Source organism: Seonamhaeicola sp. ABD4_340 (assembly GCF_056312135.1).
Genome location: NZ_CM149981.1, coordinates 1155713 through 1177379, shown reverse-complemented (window position 1 = coordinate 1177379; position 21667 = coordinate 1155713). Strand labels below are relative to the sequence as shown.

Sequence of the window (21667 nt, the reverse complement as noted above, 5' to 3'; positions counted from 1 at the left end):
CATAATATTAAGCTAATTTTTTTGAGATTTTTGTTTGCGTTTGGCCTTGTAGTATTTTTTGTTTGCTATGTAAAGTGTTTTGGTAAGTTCTGCAATAATAACCCCATCTTCAGTAACTAAATTTAGGTTTTTTACAAAGTCTGTTTCGTTATTTATGGCAACGTTTTTAATTATTTGTGTTATGTCACTTTCAGAAATTAAAAATTTAGCAAACACATCTTCTCTTGCAGGTCTTTTGTATTTTATGGTAGCGTCTTTATCCCAAACCACATAATCATCACCTAAAATATTTATAAGTTGAATCATGAAAATAGGATCTGTTGCCGAAAACAAACTACCACCAAAAATAGAGCCTACATAATTTCGGTTTTTATAACTAATAGGTATTTTTACGGTTACACGTCTTAAATCATCAGAAACCCGAATAACTTTTCCGGTTGAACGCTTATACATTGATGACCAATTAAAGCCATACTTGTAAATTTGCGCATCAGTAAAAAAGCGTCTTAATATTTTTACTAGTTTTTGATACATTTAAAATAGTGTTTGTTGTTTAAACGGGCTTTCATTATTTAAAAGCCATTGTTTTCTGTGTAATCCGCCTGCATACCCAGTTAAACTCCCGTTAGTACCAATAACCCTGTGGCATGGTACAATTGTCCATATAGGGTTTTTTCCGTTGGCGCTGGCAACGGCTCTTATGGCTTTAACATCACCTAAATGTTTAGATAACTCTAAATATGAAACGGTTTTACCGTACGGAATATTTTGTAAAGCCTGCCAAACGTTTTTTTGAAACGGTGTGCCTTCAGGATTTAGTTTTACACTAAATTTTTTACGGTTGCCATTAAAATACTCATGTAATTGTATTGCACAATCTTCAAGAGTTTCAGGAATTACATCAGTAATACTTTCTTTAGAATTTAAAATTGTAACAGACGAAATACCATCAATATTGCCAATAATTTTTATGAAACCTAAAGGCGATTTGATGATACAACTCTCCATTATGTTTCTATTCTTCGTCTTTTAAAATACCCAGTTTTTTAGCTCTTGCCTCCCAATTTTTACGGGCTTGTACTTGTAAATCTGATACGTTATCACTTTCATCCATAATTTCAAGACCAAGCAATGTTTCAATAACATCTTCCATGGTAACCAAACCGCTTACAGTACCGTATTCATCTACAACTAATGCCATGTGATTTCTTGTTTCAACTAGGTTTTCAAACAGTTTTGGTATGGGCATATCGCGGTCTACAATAATGATGTCTCTTTTAATTTCACCTAACTTTTTGGATCCGTTATTGAGTGCCATTTCTTTAAAAACTTCATCTTTTAAAACAAGGCCTTTAATGTTGTCTTCATTATCAATATAAACGGGTATTCTAGAAAATCTTAAATTTAAGTTTCTATTGAAAAAATCTTCAACGGTTGTGGTTTCACTTTCAGTTTTCATTACCGTTCTAGGCGTCATTACATCTTTGGCTTTTACCTCTTTAAAGGTTAAAAGGTTTTTAATTACCTTGCTTTCAGATTCTTGAAAAACACCTTCTTCGTGAGCCATATCTGCCATGGCATGAAAATCTTCTCTACTTAAAACGCTTCCGTGATGTCCTTTACCACCAATTAACTTTGTTGTAAGTTGTAAAAGCCACAAAATACCTGTCCATTTTAATGGAAAAATAAGCACTTTTAATGCTTTTGATGTGAAGTTAGCAAGTCCTTTCCAGTAGGTGGCGCCAATAGTTTTGGGTATAATTTCTGAAGCAATTAAAATTAAAATTGTCATTATTGATGATACCACACCCACCATTAAATCTTCGGTAAATTTTATACCAAAAATAGATGTTGTTTTGCTTCCGTACATTTCAACATAAGCTACTTTAGCCTGTACACCAACTAGAATAGCACCAACTGTGTGCGCAATAGTATTTAGAGTTAATATTGCAATTAGCGGGCGGTCTACATCTTTTTTTAAGGCTTCTAATGCTGTTGCATAGGCTTTGCCTTCTTTCTTTTTAACATTTATGAATGTTGGGGTTACGCTTAATAAAACAGCTTCTAAAATAGAGCATAAAAAGGAAAAGAAAATGGATATAACGCCGTAAAAAATAAGTAAGGCCATGAATTTGATTTGTTTGTGGCTAATTTACAAAATCAAATTTATAACCTTAAAAAATTTTACAGTGGTTTAATTTTTTTATTAACTTATTAATTTTACTACATCTTTTGCAAAATAACTCGCTATAATATCAGCACCAGCGCGTTTAAATGCCATTGTGGTTTCTAGCATTACTTGGTCGTGGTTAAGCCAACCTTTTTCAGCAGCGGCTTTAATCATGGCGTATTCACCAGAAACTTGATAAACAGCCACTGGAACATCGACTTCATTTTTTATCTCACGCAGAATATCTAAATACGATAAACCTGGTTTTACCATAACAATATCGGCACCTTCATCAATATCCATTTCGGTTTCACGTATGGCTTCAAAACGGTTGCCAAAATCCATTTGGTAGGTTTTTTTATCCTTTGGAATATCAACCAAATCAACTGGTGCAGAATCTAAAGCATCACGAAATGGCCCGTAAAATGAAGAGGCATATTTAGCAGAATAGCTCATAATACCAGTGTTTATAAAACCTTCATCTTCTAAAGCTTCGCGAATGGTAAGAATACGACCATCCATCATATCACTTGGCGCCACAAAATTAGCACCAGCTTGTGCGTGAGATACGCTCATTTCTGCGAGAAATTCGGTTGTTTCATCGTTTATTATTTGTCCGTTTTCAATAATACCGTCATGCCCGTAAGCCGAATAAGGGTCTAAAGCCACATCGGTCATTACCAACATATCAGGGCAAGCATTTTTAACCGTTTTAATGGCGCGCTGCATTAATCCGTTTGGGTTTAAAGCTTCAGCACCTTTGTTATCTTTTAAATTATCGGGCACTTTTACAAATAGTAGTACCGATTTTAAACCTAGATTCCACAGTTCTTTTACTTCCTTTTCAAGTAAATCTACGCTATAACGATAGTAGTTTGGCATAGACGCAATTTCGTCTTTTACGCCTTTACCTTCTACCACAAAAAGTGGTACTAAAAAATCGTTTGGAGATAATACGGTTTCGCGCACTAAACTACGAATGGCTTCGTTGGTTCTTAATCGTCTATTTCTTCTTAATGGATACATACTTTTAAGTTAAAAGTTAAAAGTGTAAAGTTAAACGTTGCTTACTTAAACTCTACACCCAATCTACAGGATTTTTTAATACTTCAATTAATTTTTCTTCGTCGCTTCCAGCTTCAGGTTGATGGTCATAAACCCATTGTACATGCGGAGGCAAACTCATTAAAATACTTTCAATGCGTCCGTTTGTTTTTAAACCAAACAAAGTGCCTTTATCATGTACTAAATTAAATTCCACATAACGGCCACGACGTATTTCTTGCCAGTCGCGTTGTGCTTTGGTGTATGGTAAACCTTTGCGTTTTTCAATGATAGGTACGTAAGCACTAAGGAAACTATCGCCAACTTCGGTAACAAAATTGTACCAGTTTTCCATGGTCATTTCTTCTGTAGCTTTGCAATAATCGAAAAATAAACCGCCTAAACCACGACCTTCGTTACGGTGTGCGTTGTAAAAATACTCGTCGCAACGTGCTTTATATTTCGGGTAAAACTCAGGATTATGGTTGTCGCAAGCCGTTTTACATGTTTGGTGGAAGTGTTTCGCATCCTCTTCAAACAGATAATAAGGTGTTAAATCTTGACCGCCACCAAACCATTGGTCTACAATATTTCCATCTTGGTCATACATTTCAAAATAGCGCCAATTAGCATGAACGGTTGGAGCCATTGGATTTTTTGGGTGTAGTACTAAGCTTAGTCCGCAAGCAAAAAAATCGGCATCTTCAACACCAAAGTATTTTTGCATGGTGTCTGGTAATTTACCGTGAACGCCAGAAATATTTACGCCGCCTTTTTCAAACACGTTTCCGTTTTCAATTACTCTGGTTCTTCCGCCGCCACCTTCAGGACGTTTCCAGATATCTTCTTGAAATTTGGCTTTACCATCGATGGTTTCTAGTTTTGCGGTAATGCGATCTTGTAAGTTTTGTATGTATTGGTAGAATTTGTTTTTCATTATCTTATACGTTCTTTGTTTTTAAAAGCTTTATAAGCATTGAAACTTTTTATTGTTTTTAATTTTTTAATGGTTTGTGGTGAAGGTTTTTTACTTAAAAAATAGGCTTCAACAAAAGACAGACCAATGTAATATAAAAAACCAAAACACATAGAGATATGAGGTTTTTCTATAAACTCGCCAGTAGCATCAATGCTTTTATAAAAGTTAGTTTCGTTTATAAATTGGGTTGTTAAACCAAGTTTAGGTATAAATGATTCAAAAATTAAAACAACAAAAATTAAAACAAAATACACCATCATTGATGTAATGGCATTAAATAGAACTCTTGCTTTTATATGCGATGATACATTGGAAAAGGCAAAACGCATGCGGTTTAAAATAACAAAGCAATAAAGGATTAAAATTGTATTGTCTTTTGAGAAATTATTAAAAGCCAGAGCAAAAATACCATAAAAAGGTATGAATATGAGTAGTGATAATTTTTTTGGCATTGCAGCCATAAAAATTCCAGAGTGTAGCAATACAAACTCAAAAAGTATAAGGGTTATAAAAGAGCTTATTTTTTCTATATCATTTGGTGTTGGTTGGTACCAAAGCATAAAAAACTGATAGACCATAATAAGGTTTAATGCTAGTGCGCCGTATTGAAAAGGTTTATCATATTTTTCAATAATATTCATGTAGGTTATAGCTTTTGTAATTGATAAAGCTCCATGTTTAGAGGGTTTTCACAAGGAGGTGTGTATGCTTTTTCTAAAGTTTTAGTCCAATTAAAATTACAGTTTTTTGCCACTTTAATACTAGCTAAATTAGTTTTATGAACTATTATTTGAAGCGTTTCTAACTTAAATTCTTGAAAAGCATATTGAGACAAGAATTTTATAGATTTTGAAATGATGCCTTTGCCTTCAAAATTATAATCTATGGCATAAGCAAATTCACCTTGTTTTGTCTCGCAATTTAATTCTTTTAAGTAAATGACACCTATGATTTTACGAGAATTATTAGGCTTTATGGTGAATAAGAATTCTTCTTTTTTTAAAAATTCTTTTTCCTTTTTATTTGTGAAAATTTCAGAGAGCTCTGGGGTTAAATTCTGTTGAAGGGTTATAGGAAAAAAGCGTTTTAATCGATCTTCGTTTGTAACAGCAAAATCACATAAAGACCAAGCATCTTTTTTATTTATCGTGTGTATTTCGAAGTTATTAAAACTAAACAGCATGTTCTGGTGTATTGTTTAGGTTTAATGCTTGCGTGGTTCTAACAGAAGCGGCTGTAACAGATAGTGGTAGCACCAAAATAACACCAACAACAGGAACAAATAAACACAGTAAAAATACAATGCCGTTGCCAATAGCTAAACCACGGTTTTTACGCACAAATTGAATGCTTTCTTTGTATTTAAAATGGCGTTCTAGTGTGTAATCCATATTACCAAAACCCGCATAATAGGCTTGCATTAAAAAGAGTAAAATGGTTGAAAATATATTAACTATTGGTATTAATTTTAAAAGTAAAATAGGAATGGTGTAGAGTAGTTCCATGCCTAAATTTCTAACATTTACTCGAATACCTCGCCACAATTGTTCTTTAAACGTGGTATTGCGGTGGTAATGAATGGTTTTTCCTGTAATATGCGCTTCAATTTTTTCTGAAACGGGACTCATAAATGGTGCAGAAAGCGCCATAATGATATGCTTGAATAGAATAAGACCGATAACGATAATGATTAAACCTCCAATAAAACTACTAATAGTTGTGAAGGTTTCATGTCCCCAATCCCAAATCCAGATTTTGGCTATAAAATGCCCGATATTATCTGAAAGTGAATAGGCAGAACCAAAAATAATTATGGCTGTAATTACACTAATTAACATGGGAATAGCAAAATACTTCCAGAGTTTTAGTTTTGAAATTAAACCAAAAGCTCCAAAATATGCTTTTATACCTGATATAATATTTTTTAGCATGCGTTCTTCGTTTTGCGTTAGCGATTGAACGGTCTGTTTGAGCTCCTCGCAGAGAGCGAGTAGTGAAAGCGCAACCTACTTTTTTATGCCTATTAGTTGAATTTTTTTACTAATTGTTACTTAAAAAAGTAGGTAACGCCCAATTTATTTTAGGCTTTATAGTTTTTTACAGCGTTTATAAAGGCTTCTGCGTTTTCTAAAGGTATATCTGGCAAAATACCGTGCCCTAGATTTACGATGTATTTGTCTTTACCAAATTGGTTAATCATTTCGGTAACCATTTCTTTTATTTTTTCTGGTGAAGAATACAGTCGTGTTGGGTCAAAATTTCCTTGAAGCGTAATGTTATTACCGGTTAAATATCGTGCGTTTCTTGGTGAGCACGTCCAGTCTACACCTAAAGCAGATGCGCCAGATTTTGCCATAACGTTTAACGCAAACCAACAGCCTTTACCAAAAGCAATTACCGGAGCATCGTCTTTTAAGGCATCTATAATTTGCTGAATGTATTTCCATGAAAATTCTTGATAATCTTCAGGAGAAAGCATTCCGCCCCAAGAATCGAACACTTGTACGGCGTTACAACCTGCTTTTACTTTTTCTTTAAGGTAAGCAATGGTTGTATCGGTTATTTTTTGAAGCATTTGGTGTGCTGCCACCGGATTTGTAAAACAGAATTTTTTGGCTTTATCGAAATTTTTACTGCCTTGTCCTTGTACGCAATAGCAAAGAATGGTCCATGGAGAACCTGCAAAACCTATTAATGGTATTTCGTTGTTAAGTTTTTCTTTGGTGGCTTTTATGGCTTGGTAAACGTAGTCTAAAGCTTCAGTAACATCTGGCACAATAACATTATCGACATCTTTTTGTGTACGAATTGGATTTGGCAAATACGGGCCAAAATTTGGTTTCATTTGCACCTCAATATTCATAGCTTGCGGAATTACCAAAATATCGCTGAATAGAATGGCAGCATCCATACCATAACGACGAATAGGCTGAACTGTAATTTCACTGGCAAGTTCTGGAGTTTGGCAACGTGTAAAGAAATCGTATTTGGCTTTAATTTCCATAAACTCAGGAAGGTAACGACCTGCTTGACGCATCATCCAAACTGGTGGACGTTCTACAGTTTCTCCTTTTAATGCTCTTAAAAATAAATCGTTTTTTATCATGTTAGCTTTTGGCTTTTTGCTTTTAGCGGTTGGCTAAAAAGCATTAACTATTTTTTATTTTGCTTATTAAACTATTTATTATTCTTGCTTCTTTTTGAATTAAAATAAAACTATTTTCAAGCTCGTTTTCTTTTAGGAATTTTAATTCTTTAGCAATAATTAATTGTGTTTCTACTTCAAATAGAGAACCGATTGCAATTTCTAAAAAAATCGTTTAAATTCAATCTCACTATTTCTACTACAACTTTCAGCTATATTAGATGGAATAGAAACTGCGGCTCTTGTGAGTTGACTTTTTATACCAAACTTTTCTTCGGAAGGTAATCTGTTAGATAATTGATAGACCTGTTTTACAAGTTCGATTCCGTTTTTCCATATGTCCAGTTTTTTAAAGTCTCTCATTATTATTAACTTTTAACTATTTGCTTTAGGTGTTGGTTATAGTGCGTAGTTGTGCCAAAAGCCAAAAACCAATAGCTGAGAGCTACAACATATAGTGCTCATTAACCAACTCTATAACGCTTTCTACGGTTGGTACTTTGGCTATTCTAACATCGGTAAAATGTTTTTTTGCTTCTTTAGCAGTGGTTTCACCAATGCAAAATGCTATTACGTTATTGCTGTTTTTTTGTTTGAAACTTTGTACTGTTGAAGGGCTGTAAAACATAACGCTTTCTACGGTGTCATCAAGTTCTGTTGCATCATATTTTGTTTGGTATGCTTCAACTTCATTTACTTTTATATGATTGTTTTCTAAAATTGATGGTAAATCATCTAACCTTAAATTACTACAAAAGTATGTAACTGTGGTACCTTCAATATATTCCACTAAATAATTAGCTAAAGCTTTGGCATTTTTTTCGGTATGTTTTACGGTGCCTATTTTATTTTCAATTAAACGCTTTGTTCTTCGGCCTACACAATAAATATTTTTAAACTGTAATTCTTCTTTTGAAAAATTGGTTAACAGCGCATCAACGGCATTTTTACTGGTTATAATTACGTTGTCTATACTGTTTTTTACTACGTGCTTTGGTATGCGGTTGGGGTTGGTTTTTATAAAATCTGAGCTTTCTACTTTTATTTTATCATTTAATAGTAAGCGTTGATCTTCGGTTAATGCTTTTGTGGAATATACGTTGGTTTTTTTACCTTCGTTTTTTATATCATCCATTAAGCGTTTTCCGCCGCGATCAATAATATAGTTTGATGCATAAGTTGCAATATCGTGATGATTGCCTAGTTTTTCAACACGCTTTACTTCAATTTTTTTACTACCGTCTTTACTTAAAAGTATGCCTTTAAATGTTACTTCGTCATCTTTAATTCTTGCTAGAGCACCTATTGGCGCTGTACAACCACCTTCAAGTTTATTTAAAAACTCACGTTCAATAGTGGTGCAAATTTCGGTTTCTTCATGGTTTAATTGTTGGCAGGCTTCAACAGCAAAAGTGTTTTCTTTTAAAGCGGCAATCATTATAGCACCTTGCGCTGGTGCAGGAATCATCCAGTCTAAATTAATAGCTTCGGTTGGTCTTATGCCAATTCTGCCAATACCAGCGGCTGCAAAAATGGCACCGTTCCAGTTGTTGTTTTTTAATTTCTCTAAACGTGAATTTACGTTACCTCTTAAATCTACTACGGTGTGTGTTGGGTAGCGGTTTAACCATTGTGCACGCCTGCGTAAACTGCCTGTAGCAATGGTGGCTATTGGTGCACCCAAAAACTCTTCGTTGTCTTTAAAAACAAGCGTGTCATTAACGTTACCGCGTTTTAAAACGGCTACTTGAGTAATGCTTTTTGGTAAAATGGTTGGTACATCTTTTAATGAATGTACGGCAATATCTATATCGTTATTTATTAGGGCAATGTCTAAGGTTTTTGTAAAGATACCAGTAATACCAAGCTCATAAAGTGGTTTGTCTAGTACAATATCTCCGGTAGATTTTACAGGAACTAATGTTGTTTTATACCCTAAATTTTCAAGTTGTTGTTGTACGGTTTTGGCTTGCCACAGCGCTAATTCGCTATCGCGTGTGCCAATTTTTATGGTTTTAGACATTTTGAGATTGTTCTTCTAGCTGAAACACTTTTTTAATAAGCTCTAAACTATCATTAGTTGCGTTGCTATCGTCTTTCAAATGATGCGCAAAATGATTGGTTATTTTCTGAATAATATTTTTACTAATTAAAGCCGCCTGTTCTTCATTAAAGTCTGATAATTTTTTGCGTTGGGTATCAAGTTCAGCAGTTGCAAAATCTGCTAGTTTTAATTTTAGCGCTTTAATGGTAGGCGCAAACTTACGCGTTTCTAACCAGCTATTAAACTCTGTATTAACTTGGCTAATTATAGCTTCGGCATGCGGTATGTGCGCTTTGCGTTTTTCTAAAGTTTCATCAGTCATTTGCGATAAATAATCTAAATGTACCAATGTAACATTATCTAAATCGGTTACGTTTTCATTAACGTTTTTTGGTATAGATAAATCTAAAATAAGTAATGGTTTTTTAGATTGAATAATAAGCTTATCAATAGTTGGCCTGTGTGCACCTGTGGCAACAATTAAAATATCAGAATTTGATATTTCTTCTTGTAAATTAGCATAATCTTTAACAACTAAATTGAACTTGCCTGCAATTTTTTCGGCTTTATCTTTAGTTCTGTTAATTAGTGTTATATGCTCATTTTTGGTGTGTTTAACCAAGTTTTCGCATGTGTTTCGGCCAATTTTGCCTGTGCCAAAAAGTAATATGTTTTTAGTTGAAACGTTTTCAATATTTTTTAAAATATATTGAACAGATGCAAATGAAACTGATGTGGCGCCCGATGAAATTTCGGTTTCAGTTTTAATACGTTTGCTAGCTTGTATAACGGCATTTACCAAACGCTCTAAAAACGGATTTAAAAGCGCATTGTTTTTAGATAAAATGGCGCTAGATTTTAACTGACTTATAATTTCAAAATCGCCTAAAATTTGGCTATCTAAACCAGAGCCCACTCTAAACATATGGCCAATAGCATCTTTGTTTTTATACACATATGCTACTTTTTGAAACTCATCAACAGTGCCTTCGGTATTATCGCAAAGTAATTTTATAAGTTGAAAAGGGTGTTCTGCAAAACCATAAATTTCAGTACGGTTACAGGTTGATGTTACTACCATACTTTCAATATCATTATCTTTAGCTTGTTGAAGTAAATTAAGCCTAGATTCATCACTTAAACTAAAGTGACCACGTATAACGGCATCGGCTTTTTTGTAACTTAAACCAATGGCGTAAAAGTTTTTACTTTTTGATATGTTATACTTTTGCATTTAATTACCTAACTATGGGGAGCAAAAATAAAAGCATCGTTCAAAAAAAAATAACGCTCAAAGAACTTTTAGTATCGTTAAAAGTTTTTTAAAGCTATTTTGATGCAAAATATGATAAATGTCATATTTTTGAGGTGAAATAGCGGGTTTAAAAGCCTTTAATGTAGAATGAATCTAAATAATATTGCATTATGAATAGTCAAATAGATGAAAAAAATATCGCTGCAGGTACTTTTAACGAAACAATTGTAGATGATGGTGTTTTGGTTTTAACCTATAAAAATGATGGCGCAACAATACAAAATGTAGCTAAAGATATAGATAGCAGTTACATACAATTTCACTTTTGTATTAAGGGTGCCACTAAGTTTGTTTTTAATCAGGGTAGATATGTTTTAGATATTCATGAAGAAAACTCGTTATTACTTTACAATCCGCAACGCGAATTACCAATAGACTTGCAGGTTGAACCAAATTCATGGATAGTTTCAATACTTATATCAATAAAAAAATTTCACGGTTTGTTTTCTCAAGAAGCCGATTATATTTCGTTTTTAAATGAAGAAAACAGAGATAAAAAATATTATAAAGATGGTGTAATTTCGCCATCAATGGCCATAGTTTTAAACCAATTAATTAACTACAGTTTAAACAGTTCTATTAAGCACATATATTTTAAAGGAAAAGCTTACGAGCTTTTAAGTTTATATTTTAATAGAAGTGAAGATGCTAATATTGAGCAGTGCCCATTTTTAATTGATGAAGCTAATGTTGTAAAAATTAGAAAAGCAAAAGATATTATAGTATCTCGTATGGCAGAGCCACCAACTTTACAAGAATTGGCCGATGAAATAGGCTTAAATATTAAAAAACTTAAAGAAGGTTTTAAACAAATTTATGGCGATTCGGTTTTTAGCTTTCTTTTTGACTATAAAATGGAATTTGCCCGAAAACTTTTAGAATCTGGTGAAAATAACGTTAACGAAGTTGGTTTAAAAGTAGGGTACAGTACTTCAAGCCATTTTATTGCTGCTTTTAAAAAGAAATATGGCACAACACCAAAAAAATACATTATGTCTTTATCATAAATAGTGTAATAAATTACAGGTTACTTGTTTGATAATTAGGGGATTTTGTTGTATTTTTTAATGTATACATTAACTTTTTTTTGTGTTTTGCTTTACAACAGTATGTGTTTTAACGTTAAAATATTACAATTTGTAAGCTATTTTGGTGTTAGCTTTAATGTTTTTTTAAATTGAAGTTACTTTGCAATAAATTTATATACAAAACCCCAAGTATTATGAAGTTTTTATCACCTGAAATTGAAGCGTTATACAAATATCATAACAAAAACACGCAAACAAAATCATTAGCTAGACAAAGCACATCTTGTGGTATTTTTCAAGATTGTGATTATAATGACAACAGACCAAGCGTTTATTACCATAGTAAACAGAAATAAAGCATAATTTAAATCTATAATTCTAAGTGCATTTTTATAATTTGTGTTGTATTTTTACAACATGAAAAAAGGTGTTTTACTTGTAAATTTAGGCTCGCCAGATAGCCCAGAACCTAAAGATGTAAAAAAATATTTAGGTGAATTTTTAATGGATGAGCGCGTTATAGATATTCCTTACGTTGCTAGAGCGCTTCTTGTAAGAGGCATTATTTTAAAAACACGTCCAAAAGCATCGGCTGCAGCCTACAAAAAAATTTGGTGGGATGAAGGTTCGCCACTAATTGTTATTTCTGAAAGACTTCAAAATAAAATTAAAAAACAAGTTGATATACCTGTAGCTTTAGCTATGCGATATGGTAGTATGACAATTGAAAAAGGCTTGCAAGAATTAGTTGATAAAGGTGTTGATGAGATTTTGCTATTTCCGCTATACCCACAATTTGCTATGGCAACCACCGAAACTATTTTAGTAAAAGCCGAAGAACTTAAAGAGCTGCATTTTCCAAACCTAAAAATAACATCGGTTCCTGCATTTTATAATAAAACAGATTATATTGAAGTGTTATCAAACTCAATAAGTAATCATTTAAAAAACAAACCTTATGAGCATTTGTTGTTTTCATATCATGGGGTGCCAGAACGCCATATAAGAAAAAGCGATGTAACAAATTCACATTGTAAAATAGATGGCAGTTGTTGTGCAACACCAAGTAAAGCCCATGAGTTTTGTTACCGCCACCAATGCCTAGAAGTAACCCGTTTGGTTGCCGAAAAATTACAGTTAAAAGACGGTACATATTCAACATCATTTCAATCGCGTTTAGGGTTTGACCCTTGGCTACAACCTTATACAGATAGAACCATTGAGCGTTTAGGTAAACAAGGCGTAAAAAATATGGCCATTGTAACACCTGCATTTGTAAGCGATTGCCTAGAAACACTTGAAGAAATTGCCATGGAAGGCGAAGAAATTTTTCATGAAGTAGGCGGCAATCAATTCACAACCATACCATGTTTAAATGACGATGATGCTTTTGTAAATCTATTATCAAAATGGATAACAAATTGGTATAAAAACTAATGTAAATGGATTATTATAACTACATAAAATCCTTTCACCTAATATTTGTAATCACATGGTTTGCTGGCTTGTTTTACATACCAAGGCTGTTTGTTTACCAAATAGAAGCATTTCACAAACCATCGCCCGAAAAAGAAATACTAGGCAAACAATTAAAACTAATGGCCAAAAGGCTGTGGTACATAATAACGTGGCCATCAGCAATATTGTGTACCATTTTTGCCGTATGGTTGCTCATAATAAATCCGGCGTGGTTACAACAACCCTGGATGCACGTAAAACTAACTTTTGTATTGCTTTTGTTTGTATATCATTGGTTTACACATGTTTACTACAAGCAATTGCAAAATGATGTAGTAAAAAAAACTTCAAGTTACATGCGTATTTGGAATGAAGGCGCCACATTTATACTCTTTGCCGTAATTTTTCTAGTCATTTTAAAAAGCAGTATAAACTGGATTTGGGGCATTGTAGGTATGCTAATTTTAGGCATTTTAATTATGTTAGGCTTTAAAATTTACAAACGCATACGCGAGAAAAACCCAGAAGCCTAATAATTTGGGTGTTCCCCTATCGGGTCGGGCTTTCGCTACTCAATCTTTTTACTTTTTTTAAAAAGCAAAAAGGATTTCAAACAAATAGCTCAATCCCTAACACAAACCAAAAGCCGTTTTGTTTTTTTAAATTAGGCTTAGCCTGTTTGGTGTGATAATTGCTATATTTATGCAACATCAAAACTAAAATGAATTTCAAAAAACTATCATTACGCACCCGTATATTTTTAGCCATGATATTGCTAGTGCTATTGGCATCAGTATTAATATCGGCGGTAGCAATTTACCAGTACAAAGAGCAAAGTGAAGACTATCATAAAGGGCGTTTAGAGCGTAAAGAAAAAAACATACAAACCCATTTAAAGCGCGTTTTAAACGGCCGCCAAAACACATGGGAAATTAAAACCGAAAACATACCCTATATCTACAAATATGAAATTTATAACGTTTCAGATATTCATAAACTACAAATAAATTTATACGATTTAGAAGGGAATTTGCTAATGTCATCAAAAGCAGGTTTACTGCAAGACGCTCAAACAACCTGTATTGATGCCGAAATACTAAACGCCATTTTTAACACCGTACAAATAAACAACGAGTCTCAAATAGCAGAACACCGCTATGTTAATAAACATGTAGAAAACGGTGAAACATTTCAATCATCTTACACCTTTTTAACAGATAACCAGTCTAAACCCATTGCTATTTTAAACCTACCATATTTAGAAAACGACGATTTTTTAAATAAAGAATTAGAAGAGTTTTTAAAACGTTTAGCATTTGCCTTTATAGTTATATTTTTAACAGCTATTGCCATTGCATTTTTACTTTCAAAATTTATAACAAAATCATTAAAAGCCATTAGTGATAAAATTATATCAACCCGTTTAGAAAAGCGCAATAAAAAAATTGAAATAGATGATACAAGTGATGAAATTTCAATACTAGTAAACTCGTATAATAGCATGATTGATGAGCTTGAAGAAAGTGCCGTACAACTAGCTAAAAGTGAGCGAGAACAAGCTTGGAGAGAAATGGCAAAACAAGTAGCACATGAAATTAAAAACCCGTTAACACCCATGCGTTTAACGGTGCAAAATTTTCAACGCAAGTTTGATCCTGAAGATGAAACCATTCATTTAAAAGTTGATGAATTTAGTAAAACGCTCATTCAACAAATAGATACCATGAGTTCAATAGCATCGGCATTTTCAAACTTTGCTAAAATGCCTGCGCAACAAAATGAAACACTTAACGTAGTTAAAATTATAAAATTAGCACTAGATATTTTTAATGAAGATTACATTGCTTTTTCATCAAATTCCGAAGAAATTATTGCTAAATTTGATAGAACACAGCTTATACGTGTAGTTACAAATTTGGTTAAAAATGGCATACAGGCAATACCTGAAGGCAGAACACCAAAAATTGCAATAAATGTTTCTACAAACCAAAATAATATTGTTTTAACAATTGAAGACAATGGCACTGGTATTGCCGAAGAAAATATAGATAAAGTATTTGAACCCAAATTTACTACCAAAACAAGCGGCATGGGGCTTGGTTTGGCTATGGTTAAAAATATAGTAGAAAACTATAATGGCTCTATAACATTTACAACTAAAAAAAATAAAGGAACCACGTTTAAAGTAACATTTCCTGAAACCTAAAAATATTAAAACATGAATTTTAATAATGTACTAACTGAAACTAGTAATAACATTACAACTATTACTATTAACAGACCTAAAAAATTAAACGCCTTAAACCAAGAAACTATACAAGAGCTGCATGAAGCTTTTAAAGCAGCAAATTTAGACGTTCAAACTAAGGTTATAATAGTTACAGGTAGTGGCGAAAAAGCTTTTGTTGCTGGTGCAGATATTAGTGAGTTCGCTGATTTTAGTGTAGAACAAGGTGAAGCGTTAGCTGCAAAAGGTCAAAAAATATTATTTGATTTTGTTGAAAATTTAACTACACCAGTTATTGCTGCTGTTAATGGTTTTGCACTTGGTGGCGGTTTAGAGTTAGCTATGGCTTGCCATTTTAGAGTAGCTAGCGATAATGCAAAAATGGGCTTACCCGAAGTGTCTCTTGGTGTTATTCCTGGTTATGGCGGCACACAGCGCTTAACACAATTGGTTGGCAGAGGGCGCGCCATGGAAATGATTATGACAGCAGGTATGATTGATGCTAATACAGCACAAAATTACGGTTTAGTAAACCATGTAACTACCCAAGAAGATTTATTACCTCTGTGCGAAAAAATAGCAGGTAAAATAACCAATAATTCTTCAGTGGCTATTGCTGAAGCAATTAGTGCTGTTAATGCAAGTTATAAAGATGGTGTAAATGGTTTTGATATTGAAATTAAAGCTTTTGGTGCATGTTTTGGCACTGAAGATTTTACTGAGGGTACAACAGCCTTTTTAGAAAAGCGTAAAGCTAACTTTCCAGGTAAATAATTGTGTAAAACATTCCAAAAAAATCAAAGGCTTTAGTTTAACTAAAGCCTTTGATTTTCTTTTTAATAGTCTTTTTTTTATTTTAATCTTTCTAAAAGTAGTTCTGCAACCAGTTCAGATGATGCAGGGTTTTGTCCCGTAATTATTAAGCCATCTTCAACGGCATAAGCGTTCCAATCATCTTTCTTTGAGTATACACCACCATTATTTTTAAGCATATCTTCAACCAAAAATGGTACAACATTGGTTAATTGTACAGCTTCTTCTTCGGTGTTTGTAAAACCAGTTACTTTTTTATCTTTAACTAAAGGCTCTCCATTAGTGTTTTTGGTGTTTTTAAATACCGCAGGGGCATGACAAACAGCGGCTACTGGCTTATTGTTATTGTAAAAAGCTTCAATAAGGGCAATGCTATTTTTGTTTTCGGCTAAATCCCATAATGGACCGTGACCTCCAGGGTAAAAAACAGCATCAAAATTGGTTTGGTTTACTGTTTCTAATTTCACCGTTTCAGCTAAAATAGCTTGCGTTTCTTTATCATTATTAAACCTAACAGTTGCTGGTGTTTGAAAATCTTTTTCATTACTTTTTGGGTCTATTGGTGGTTGCCCACCTTTTGGTGATGCAATAGTTATTTGTACACCGTTATCTTTAAGTAAATAGTATGGTGCTGCAAATTCTTCAATCCAAAAACCTGTTTTATGTCCTGTGTCTCCTAGTTCATCATGACTAGTTAATACAAATAATACTTGTTTCATTTTTGTGTGTTTTTCTGTGTTATTATGTTCTTTTTCTTTGGTAGTTGTATTTTTTTCAGACTTGTTATTACAAGCAAACAATACACCAACCGTTGTAAAAATTAAAAGAGCTTTTTTCATTTCTGTATTAAATTTTAAACAAAATTAAGAAGCCGTGAACACAAAAAAATTGATGTATGGTAATAAATTAATTGTTGGCTAACGCTTTTCTAATTCTGCTTAAGCTTTCGGTAGTTATACCTAAATATGAAGCTATGTGATAGTTTTTTACATTTTGCTCAATATTTGGGTATGTGTTTACAAATGCAACGTAGCGTTCTTGAGCAGATAATGCTAAGTTTGATAAAATACGTTTTTGAAAACTTGAAAAAGCACGCTCCATTTTTTTTCTAAAAAATGTTTCTAAGGCAGGAATGGTGTGTAATAAATGCTCCATTTGGGCTCTTGATAATTTAAATAAAGTGGCCTCTTGTATGCATTCTATGTTCATTATGGCTTTTTCTGAAGTAAAAAAAGCGGTATAATCACTTATCCACCAATCTTCAATAGCAAATTGTAGTGTGTGTTCTTTGCCAGTTTTATCAATATAAAAAGTTCTTAAACAACCACTGTAAACATAATATTGATTTTTTACCGTTGTGTTTATTTTTAAAAGAGTTTCATCTTTTTTTAAATAAACTTTTTCAAAAGTTTTTGAAATTATTTGTAATTCATTATTTGTTAGTGTAACGTTTTTAAATATGTTTTGTACTATTTTTTTGGTATTACACATGTTTAATTTTTAGTGTAAGTTAGTTAAAGCTAGCCAAAATACATAGTTGTTAATAAACCAATTTTTCTTTAACATTTATAAGTACAAATAATATGTAATTTTATAAAATATAGGTATTCCCAACAATTTTATAAATTATTTAAATGAACCCCAAGTCTGTTATAAAAGGACGTGGCGCACAGCTTAACGTCTCTAATCATTTTTTTGAATTTAGTCATGAAACCCGTAATGATTTCTTAGAATATTGCCAAAAAGAAGGTGAAATAGCCGATAAAAATAAAACCAAATATTTAGAGGTTTTCCCTAAAACCATTGTAAACAAGGTTGAAAGTACAGATGTTGGTATGGCTTATTCAATGAATGCGTACCAAGGTTGTGAACATGGTTGTATTTATTGCTATGCTAGAAATTCTCATGAATATTGGGGTTACAGTGCTGGTTTAGATTTTGAAAGGCGCATTTTAGTTAAAAAAGATGCGCCTAAGCTTTTAGAGGCTCTTTTAAAAAAGAAAAGTTGGCAAGCTAAAACCATTGTAATGTCTGGAAATACAGATTGTTATCAACCTGCCGAAAAGCAATTTGAAATAACACGCCAATGCTTACAGGTGTTTTTAAAATATAAACACCCTGTTGGAATTATTACAAAAAACACACTAATTTTAAGAGATTTAGATGTTGTGAAAGCACTTGCAAAAGATAATTTAATTAGTGTAAACATGTCAATAACCTCATTATCTGAAGATATAAGGCGTGTTTTAGAACCACGAACAGCCACTATAAAAAAACGATTAGAAACCGTTAAAATTTTAAGTGATAATGGTGTACCTGTTAATGTAATGATTGCACCCATTATTCCGTCAATTAACAGTCATGAAATATTACCACTGGCAAAAGCTGCTGCAGATAATGGCGCGCTTTCAATTGGGCATACAATTGTTAGGTTGAACGGGGCTATTGGGGCTATTTTTACAGATTGGATTAAGAAAACAATGCCCGATAGAGCAGATAAAGTGTTGCATCAAATTGAAAGTTGCCATGGCGGAAGTTTAAATGATAGTAGGTACGAAACGCGTATGCATGGAGAAGGTAAAATAGCCGAACAAATTAATAATTTAGTTAAACTAGCTAGGTTAAAATACTTTAAAAATAAAGGTATGCCTAAATTGAATGTTAATTTGCATGAAGCTAATAAAAGTGCACAATTAAAGCTGTTTTAATAAAAAAACGGGTCTTAAAAAAAGACCCGTTTTGCAAAACTAAACTAAACTAAATAAGAATTTTAATTACTTATTATAACTTGTTAATGTACTTTGTGTATTCTTTGCCATCAAAGTTGAAAACAATTTTGTATTTGCCAGATTCTAATTGGTAAACACGTTCAATAGTTTTTTCATCTTCAATAGTTTCTTTAAATAAAAGATCTGTAACTGTGTTGTAAACACCGTAAATACTAACTTTTAATGGTTCACCTTTTAAAGCTAGTTTAGTAACTAATACTAAATTATCTTTTTGTCTTACAAAAGGTTTGAAACTAGTAGTTTCGGCATTTTTGTCAAAAGAAACAACAGTGTCTTTTACGTTAAAAGGAATGGTTTTAATTTCCATGTCTTTTTCTAATTCAAAAAAGTAGTTTCCGTCAGGTAAATCGGTTAAATCAAAACCTTTTGAGTACATACCTGTCTGCTCAATTACTTCTTTATATAATGTCACGCCATATATATCTTTAATAGATAATAGGTTACCTTCCTTTACATTGTTAATTGTTAATGCAGTTCCTCTTAAATCTTTACCAAATTTAATTAGAGAAATCTCATTTGCATAACCTATAACCGTAGCCATCATTGCTACCATTATAATTACTGTTTTTGTGTGTGATAATACGTTTTTCATGATTTGGATAATTTAACGTTTACACTGCAAATATAGGGCGGCTTTTAAGTGTGTAAAACATTGATTTTGACTAATTTATATGCTATATTATCTGTTAAATGTATGCTAAGTTTATGTTAAGTCAATATGCCACATCTTGGTGTTAAAAACGCATATATTTATGTTGTGAATTATACTTTGGTACAATTTAAAATAAAAGCGCTATTAGCTTTGTTTTTTGTAGAATTACAAACATTTTATTACTGCTTAATAGTATTCAATTTATAAAGTGAAAAGTTAACCAGTATTGCACTAAGTAAACTTTTATAACAATAATGATAGTTATACAAAACAAAGAAAGCGAGCCCAATGGCTCGCTTTAACAAAACTAAACAAAATAAGAACTAATAAACTTTATATTAATTATTGATATATTTGGTGTATTCTTTACCGTTAAAGTTGAAAACCATTTTGTATTTACCAGACTCTAATTTATAAACACGTTCAATGTTTTTTGTGTTTTCAATAGTTTCATCTAATAAAAGTTCAGCATCATTTTCACCTAAGCCATATACGCTAATTTCCATTGGTTCAGCGTTTAAAGCTAATTTAGTTACATAAACTAAACCGTTACTTTCTCTAACAAAAGGTTTGAAAGTTGTAGTTTCTTCAGCTTTATTAAAAGTAACTTTTGCAGCATTTACGTTAAAAGGAATGGTTTTAATTTCCATGTCTTTTTCTAATTCAAAAAAGTAGTTTCCGTCAGGTAAATCAGTTAAATCAAAACCTTTCGTGTATAAACCGCTTTGTTCAATAACTTCTTTATATAAAGTAATACCATAATTATCTTTAATAGATAAAAGGTTTCCTTCTTTTACATTTTCAATTGTTAATGCAGTTCCTCTTAAATCTTTACCAAATTTAATTAAAGAAATTTCATTTGCATTTGCCATAACCGCAGCTAACATTGCTACCATTACAATTACTGTTTTTGTGTGTGATAATACGTTTTTCATAATCTGTTTTATTAACGTTTACACTGCAAATATATGGTGGTTTTTAAGTGGGTAAAACATTGATTTTGACTAATTTATATGCTATTTTAACCCTGTTTTTATTTTGATTTTCTACATGTGTTAATATAGAATATTGGCATGTTAATTAAGCATATATTTAGTGGTAAATTTTTGTTTTAGTGAACTCCTTCTTTTTTAAAATTTATTGGGGCTAGTGTGTGTAGTTTATTTTAAAAATATTGATTTTAACTTTTGGCGTTGGCGAAGTAAATATCAATACTGATTTTTTTTATTATTTAAAGCCAGGTTATTAAACAATAAAATTTTAATGCAATAATTAAAATGCTTGCTCTAATAAAAGTAGAGGAAGAAAAAAATATATAGCAAAAAAAAGTGGGCCACCACAGCCCACTTTTACCAACTAAACTAAATAAGACATTAAACTAATTATTAATGAATTTTGTAAAATCTTTATTATTTGAATTAAAGACTATTTTATAATTACCAGTCTCAAGCTTGTATGCTTTTTCAATGGCTTGAGTACCTTTTATTGTTTCTGTATGTAATAAGTCATCTGTAACGGTATCATAAAAACTAATTGTTACAGTTTCACCTTTTAATGCAAGCTTAGTTATATAAACTAAATTATTTTTAACTACTGTTACTGGCTTGTGATAAATGGTTTCATCTTCACTTTTAAAATTTACTTTGTTGTTTTGTACTGAAAAAGGAATTGTTTTTATTTCAACATCTTTTTCTAATTCAAAAAAGTAGTTTCCTTCAGGTAAAGCAGTTAAATCAAAACCTTTATTATAAATACCAGTTTGTTCAATAACTTCTTTATATAATGTAATACCGTAAGCGTCTTTAATTGTAAGTAAGTTTCCTTCCTTTACATTATTTAAAGTAATAGCTGTTTTGGCAGCATCTTTAATTATAGTATTATCATCTGAAGCATAACCTACAACCGTAGCTGCCATGGCTACCATTATAAGTCCTTTTTTTGTATGTTTTAAAAATGTATTCATGTTTTGGGGTGTTACTTTTTGATAACGGTACAAAGATATG

At 32.1% G+C, this 21667-nt stretch carries 25 protein-coding genes; 7 read left to right on the top strand and 18 right to left on the bottom strand.

Going from position 1 to position 21667, the window contains the following annotated elements; all coding sequences use genetic code 11:
- Positions 1-12 precede the first annotated feature (12 nt).
- From ACYX4H_RS05140 to hemA, 13 genes are all read right to left on the bottom strand, one after another.
- Positions 13-534, bottom strand: coding sequence for a DUF4442 domain-containing protein (locus ACYX4H_RS05140; protein WP_476238159.1), 522 nt, complete (start codon positions 532-534; stop codon positions 13-15).
- The gene (locus ACYX4H_RS05135) at positions 535-1008 is read right to left on the bottom strand and encodes a methylated-DNA--[protein]-cysteine S-methyltransferase (RefSeq protein WP_476238157.1); all 474 of its coding nucleotides are present in this window, start codon (positions 1006-1008) and stop codon (positions 535-537) included.
- Positions 1009-1015: 7 nt separating this feature from the next.
- Entirely contained in the window at positions 1016-2128 is a 1113-nt protein-coding gene (locus tag ACYX4H_RS05130; protein WP_475295119.1) for a CNNM domain-containing protein, read from the bottom strand.
- Positions 2129-2206: 78 nt separating this feature from the next.
- Positions 2207-3196, bottom strand: a complete 990-nt coding sequence (gene hemB / locus ACYX4H_RS05125) for a porphobilinogen synthase (protein WP_476238156.1) — start codon at positions 3194-3196, stop codon at positions 2207-2209.
- A 52-nt stretch (positions 3197-3248) separates the two neighbouring features.
- Positions 3249-4151 (bottom strand): oxygen-dependent coproporphyrinogen oxidase, encoded by a 903-nt coding sequence (hemF, locus tag ACYX4H_RS05120; protein WP_476238155.1) that lies wholly within the window; start codon positions 4149-4151, stop codon positions 3249-3251.
- Entirely contained in the window at positions 4151-4834 is a 684-nt protein-coding gene (locus tag ACYX4H_RS05115; protein WP_476238154.1) for a hypothetical protein, read from the bottom strand. The genes hemF and ACYX4H_RS05115 overlap by 1 nt, the downstream gene beginning before the upstream one ends.
- Positions 4835-4839: 5 nt before the next feature.
- Positions 4840-5376, bottom strand: a complete 537-nt coding sequence (locus ACYX4H_RS05110) for a GNAT family N-acetyltransferase (protein ID WP_476238153.1) — start codon at positions 5374-5376, stop codon at positions 4840-4842.
- Positions 5366-6124: an EI24 domain-containing protein gene (locus tag ACYX4H_RS05105; protein ID WP_476238152.1), complete on the bottom strand. Its 759-nt coding sequence runs from the start codon at positions 6122-6124 to the stop codon at positions 5366-5368. The genes ACYX4H_RS05110 and ACYX4H_RS05105 overlap by 11 nt, the downstream gene beginning before the upstream one ends.
- A 149-nt stretch (positions 6125-6273) precedes the next feature.
- Complete coding sequence (gene hemE, locus ACYX4H_RS05100; RefSeq protein WP_476238151.1) at positions 6274-7299, bottom strand: uroporphyrinogen decarboxylase; 1026 nt, start codon at positions 7297-7299, stop codon at positions 6274-6276.
- A 43-nt stretch (positions 7300-7342) separates the two neighbouring features.
- Positions 7343-7456 (bottom strand): hypothetical protein, encoded by a 114-nt coding sequence (locus ACYX4H_RS05095; RefSeq protein WP_476238634.1) that lies wholly within the window; start codon positions 7454-7456, stop codon positions 7343-7345.
- 44 nt (positions 7457-7500) lie between these two features.
- Positions 7501-7701: a four helix bundle protein gene (locus ACYX4H_RS05090; RefSeq protein WP_476238150.1), complete on the bottom strand. Its 201-nt coding sequence runs from the start codon at positions 7699-7701 to the stop codon at positions 7501-7503.
- Positions 7702-7783: 82 nt separating this feature from the next.
- The gene (gene hemC, locus ACYX4H_RS05085) at positions 7784-9361 is read right to left on the bottom strand and encodes a hydroxymethylbilane synthase (RefSeq protein ID WP_476238148.1); all 1578 of its coding nucleotides are present in this window, start codon (positions 9359-9361) and stop codon (positions 7784-7786) included.
- Positions 9354-10616: a glutamyl-tRNA reductase gene (hemA, locus tag ACYX4H_RS05080; RefSeq protein WP_476238147.1), complete on the bottom strand. Its 1263-nt coding sequence runs from the start codon at positions 10614-10616 to the stop codon at positions 9354-9356. Before hemA ends, hemC begins: the two co-directional genes overlap by 8 nt.
- A 191-nt stretch (positions 10617-10807) precedes the next feature.
- Between hemA and ACYX4H_RS05075 the strand changes: the two genes are divergently transcribed.
- The 6 genes from ACYX4H_RS05075 to ACYX4H_RS05050 all read left to right on the top strand — a co-directional run bounded on the left by ACYX4H_RS05075 (position 10808) and on the right by ACYX4H_RS05050 (position 16184).
- Positions 10808-11704, top strand: a complete 897-nt coding sequence (locus ACYX4H_RS05075) for a helix-turn-helix transcriptional regulator (protein ID WP_476238146.1) — start codon at positions 10808-10810, stop codon at positions 11702-11704.
- Positions 11705-11919: 215 nt separating this feature from the next.
- Positions 11920-12081: a hypothetical protein gene (locus ACYX4H_RS05070; protein ID WP_475295128.1), complete on the top strand. Its 162-nt coding sequence runs from the start codon at positions 11920-11922 to the stop codon at positions 12079-12081.
- A gap of 61 nt (positions 12082-12142) precedes the next feature.
- Positions 12143-13162, top strand: a complete 1020-nt coding sequence (gene hemH, locus ACYX4H_RS05065) for a ferrochelatase (RefSeq protein WP_476238145.1) — start codon at positions 12143-12145, stop codon at positions 13160-13162.
- A gap of 5 nt (positions 13163-13167) precedes the next feature.
- Positions 13168-13716 (top strand): CopD family protein, encoded by a 549-nt coding sequence (locus ACYX4H_RS05060; RefSeq protein ID WP_476238144.1) that lies wholly within the window; start codon positions 13168-13170, stop codon positions 13714-13716.
- Between the two features lie 188 nt (positions 13717-13904).
- Positions 13905-15389, top strand: coding sequence for a sensor histidine kinase (locus ACYX4H_RS05055; RefSeq protein WP_476238142.1), 1485 nt, complete (start codon positions 13905-13907; stop codon positions 15387-15389).
- Positions 15390-15401: 12 nt separating this feature from the next.
- Positions 15402-16184, top strand: coding sequence for an enoyl-CoA hydratase/isomerase family protein (locus tag ACYX4H_RS05050; protein ID WP_476238141.1), 783 nt, complete (start codon positions 15402-15404; stop codon positions 16182-16184).
- Between the two features lie 77 nt (positions 16185-16261).
- On the opposite strand, the gene ACYX4H_RS05045 is transcribed toward ACYX4H_RS05050, so the two are convergent.
- Both ACYX4H_RS05045 and ACYX4H_RS05040 read right to left on the bottom strand, forming a co-directional pair.
- A complete protein-coding gene (locus ACYX4H_RS05045; RefSeq protein ID WP_476238139.1) occupies positions 16262-17062 on the bottom strand; it encodes a type 1 glutamine amidotransferase domain-containing protein in 801 nt (266 codons plus the stop codon).
- Positions 17063-17129: 67 nt separating this feature from the next.
- On the bottom strand, positions 17130-17714 hold the full coding sequence (locus tag ACYX4H_RS05040; RefSeq protein ID WP_476238138.1) for a Crp/Fnr family transcriptional regulator: 585 nt from the start codon (positions 17712-17714) through the stop codon (positions 17130-17132).
- 143 nt (positions 17715-17857) lie between these two features.
- Between ACYX4H_RS05040 and ACYX4H_RS05035 the strand changes: the two genes are divergently transcribed.
- Positions 17858-18931, top strand: coding sequence for a PA0069 family radical SAM protein (locus ACYX4H_RS05035; RefSeq protein ID WP_476238137.1), 1074 nt, complete (start codon positions 17858-17860; stop codon positions 18929-18931).
- Between the two features lie 73 nt (positions 18932-19004).
- Here ACYX4H_RS05035 and ACYX4H_RS05030 read toward each other — a convergent pair whose 3' ends face one another.
- The 3 genes from ACYX4H_RS05030 to ACYX4H_RS05020 all read right to left on the bottom strand — a co-directional run bounded on the left by ACYX4H_RS05030 (position 19005) and on the right by ACYX4H_RS05020 (position 21627).
- A complete protein-coding gene (locus tag ACYX4H_RS05030; RefSeq protein ID WP_475295137.1) occupies positions 19005-19604 on the bottom strand; it encodes a hypothetical protein in 600 nt (199 codons plus the stop codon).
- A gap of 398 nt (positions 19605-20002) precedes the next feature.
- Positions 20003-20599 (bottom strand): hypothetical protein, encoded by a 597-nt coding sequence (locus ACYX4H_RS05025; protein ID WP_476238136.1) that lies wholly within the window; start codon positions 20597-20599, stop codon positions 20003-20005.
- Positions 20600-21042: 443 nt separating this feature from the next.
- The gene (locus tag ACYX4H_RS05020; protein ID WP_476238135.1) at positions 21043-21627 is read right to left on the bottom strand and encodes a hypothetical protein; all 585 of its coding nucleotides are present in this window, start codon (positions 21625-21627) and stop codon (positions 21043-21045) included.
- Between the last annotated feature and the right edge of the window lie 40 nt (positions 21628-21667).